2 protein-coding genes are annotated in these 2,369 nt (G+C 71.1%); both read left to right on the top strand.

Features of this window, described 5'->3' with window-relative positions; all coding sequences use genetic code 11:
- On the top strand, positions 1–764 hold a 764-nt coding region (locus tag HMPREF3086_RS16350), incomplete at its 5' end, for a 5-oxoprolinase subunit C family protein (protein WP_070722965.1).
- A 107-nt stretch (positions 765–871) separates the two neighbouring features.
- Complete coding sequence (locus HMPREF3086_RS16355) at positions 872–2,158, top strand: adenylosuccinate synthase (protein ID WP_061229977.1); 1,287 nt, start codon at positions 872–874, stop codon at positions 2,156–2,158.
- Positions 2,159–2,369 lie beyond the last annotated feature (211 nt).

Consider the following 2,369-nt stretch of genomic DNA (forward strand, 5'->3'; position numbering starts at 1 on the left):
GGGCCGTCGGCACCGACCCCGCCGCCGCGGTGCTCGAGGTGCTGCTCGGCGGGCTCAGCGTCCTCACGGACGCCCCCGCGATCGTGGCGGTCACGGGGGCGGACGCCCTGGTCGTCGTCGTCACCCCCGACGGATCCCGACGCACCGCCGCCACCGGCGACGTCCTCCGCCTCGACACCGGGTCCACGCTGGAGATCGGCCGGCCCGTCGCCGGGGTGCGCAGCTACGTGGGCGTGCGCGGGGGGATCGACGTGCCGCCGGTGCTGGGCAGCCGATCCCGTGACACCCTGTCCGGGCTCGGCCCGCCGCCCGTCACCGTCGGGGACGTCCTCGACGTCGGCGACGCGGTCGTGGGCCCGTGGGCGGACGGATGGCAGGCGGCCGTCGGCGGCACCGACGCCCGCCAACCCGTCGACCTCGATGTCATCCCGGGCCCGCGCGACGACCTCTTCCCACCCGAGGCGTGGGACGTCCTCGCGGCGACCGGCCACGTCAGCGGCCACGCCGACCGGGTGGGCGTGCGCATCGACCCCGCCCGGCCCGTACCGCGCCTGTCCAAGGGCGAGATCCCCAGCGAGGGCATGGTGCGCGGCGCCGTCCAGATCCCCGCCGACGGCCGCCCCGTCGTGTTCGGCCCCGACCACCCCGTCACCGGCGGCTACCCCGTGATCGGCGTCCTCACCTCCCACAGCGCCGACCGGATCTCGCAGCTCCTGCCCGGAACGCCCGTGAGACTGCACAGGGCGCGGGGGGTCGGCGACTAGGGTGAGAGCGGTCAGAAGACTAATCTGGAGTGCTGGTGTGCGCGGAATCACGAGAAGGTGTCCGTCCCTCACCGTGTAGACGACTCTTTTCGAGGTGAAAGCGAACCATGCCAGCGATCGTTCTGATCGGCGCCCAGTGGGGCGACGAGGGCAAGGGCAAGGCCACCGACATCCTGGGCGGCCGCGTGGACTACGTGGTCAAGCCCAACGGTGGCAACAACGCCGGCCACACCGTGGTCGTGGGCGGCGAGAAGTACGAACTCAAGCTCCTGCCCGCCGGCATCCTCTCGCCCACCGCAGTACCCGTGATCGGCAACGGCGTGGTGGTGAACCTCGAGGCGCTGTTCGACGAGATCGAGGGGCTGCAGGCCCGCGGCGCCGACACCTCCCGCCTGCGGATCTCCGCCGACGCCCACCTCGTCGCGCCGTACCACCAGGCGCTCGACAAGGTCACCGAACGGTTCCTCGGCAAGAAGGCCATCGGCACCACCGGGCGCGGCATCGGCCCCACCTACGCCGACAAGGTCTCCCGCGTGGGCATCCGCGTGCAGGACGTGTTCGACGAGTCGATCCTGCGACAGAAGATCGAGGGCGCGCTGCACCTCAAGAACCAGATCCTCGTGAAGATCTACAACCGCCGCGCGGTCGAGGTCGAGGAGATGGTCGAGTACTTCCTGTCCTACGCCGACCGCCTGCGGCCTATGGTCTGCGACACCACGCTGATGCTCAACGAGGCCCTCGACCGCGGCCAGTCCGTCCTCATGGAGGGCGGCCAGGCCACCATGCTCGACGTGGACCACGGCACCTACCCGTTCGTCACCTCGTCCAACCCCACCGCCGGCGGCGCGTGCGTCGGCTCCGGGATCGGGCCCACCAAGATCACCCACTCGCTGGGCATCGTCAAGGCGTACACCACCCGCGTGGGCGCCGGGCCGTTCCCCACCGAGCTGTTCGACAAGTGGGGCGAGTACCTGCAGGTCACCGGCGGTGAGGTGGGCGTCAACACCGGCCGCACCCGCCGCTGTGGGTGGTACGACGCCGTGATCGCCCGGTACGCCGCGCGCGTCAACGGCTTCACCGACTACTTCCTCACCAAGCTCGACGTGCTCACCGGCATCGGCGAGATCCCGATCTGCGTGGCCTACGACGTGGACGGCGTCCGTCACGACGAGATGCCCATGACGCAGACCGACTTCCACCACGCCCAGCCGATCTACGAGACCATGCCCGGCTGGGAAGAGGACATCACCGGGGCGCGCGAGTTCGGCGACCTGCCACCCGAGGCCCGCGACTATGTCCTGCGGCTCGAGGAGTTGGCCGGCTGTCACATGTCGTACATCGGCGTGGGCCCGGGCCGGGACCAGAACGTGGTGCGGCGCGACATCCTGGGGTGACCCCGGCGCGCCCGGGGAGCGATGGGAGCTGCCACTCGGGTCAGAAGGGCAGGCCCGGGATCTGCGGGAGTTCGAAGGCGCCGCCGGCGATTCCCGCGCTCACGGCCAGAGCAGCCGAGACGCCCAGGCCCGCGAGGAGAACCAGTCCCGCGCCGACGACCGGGTTGTCCAGCGAGCCGCCTGTGGACTTGATCGCTCTGTGGCGGTCTTC

The organism is Dietzia sp. HMSC21D01, from assembly GCF_001815995.1.
Lineage (GTDB): Bacteria > Actinomycetota > Actinomycetes > Mycobacteriales > Mycobacteriaceae > Dietzia > Dietzia cinnamea.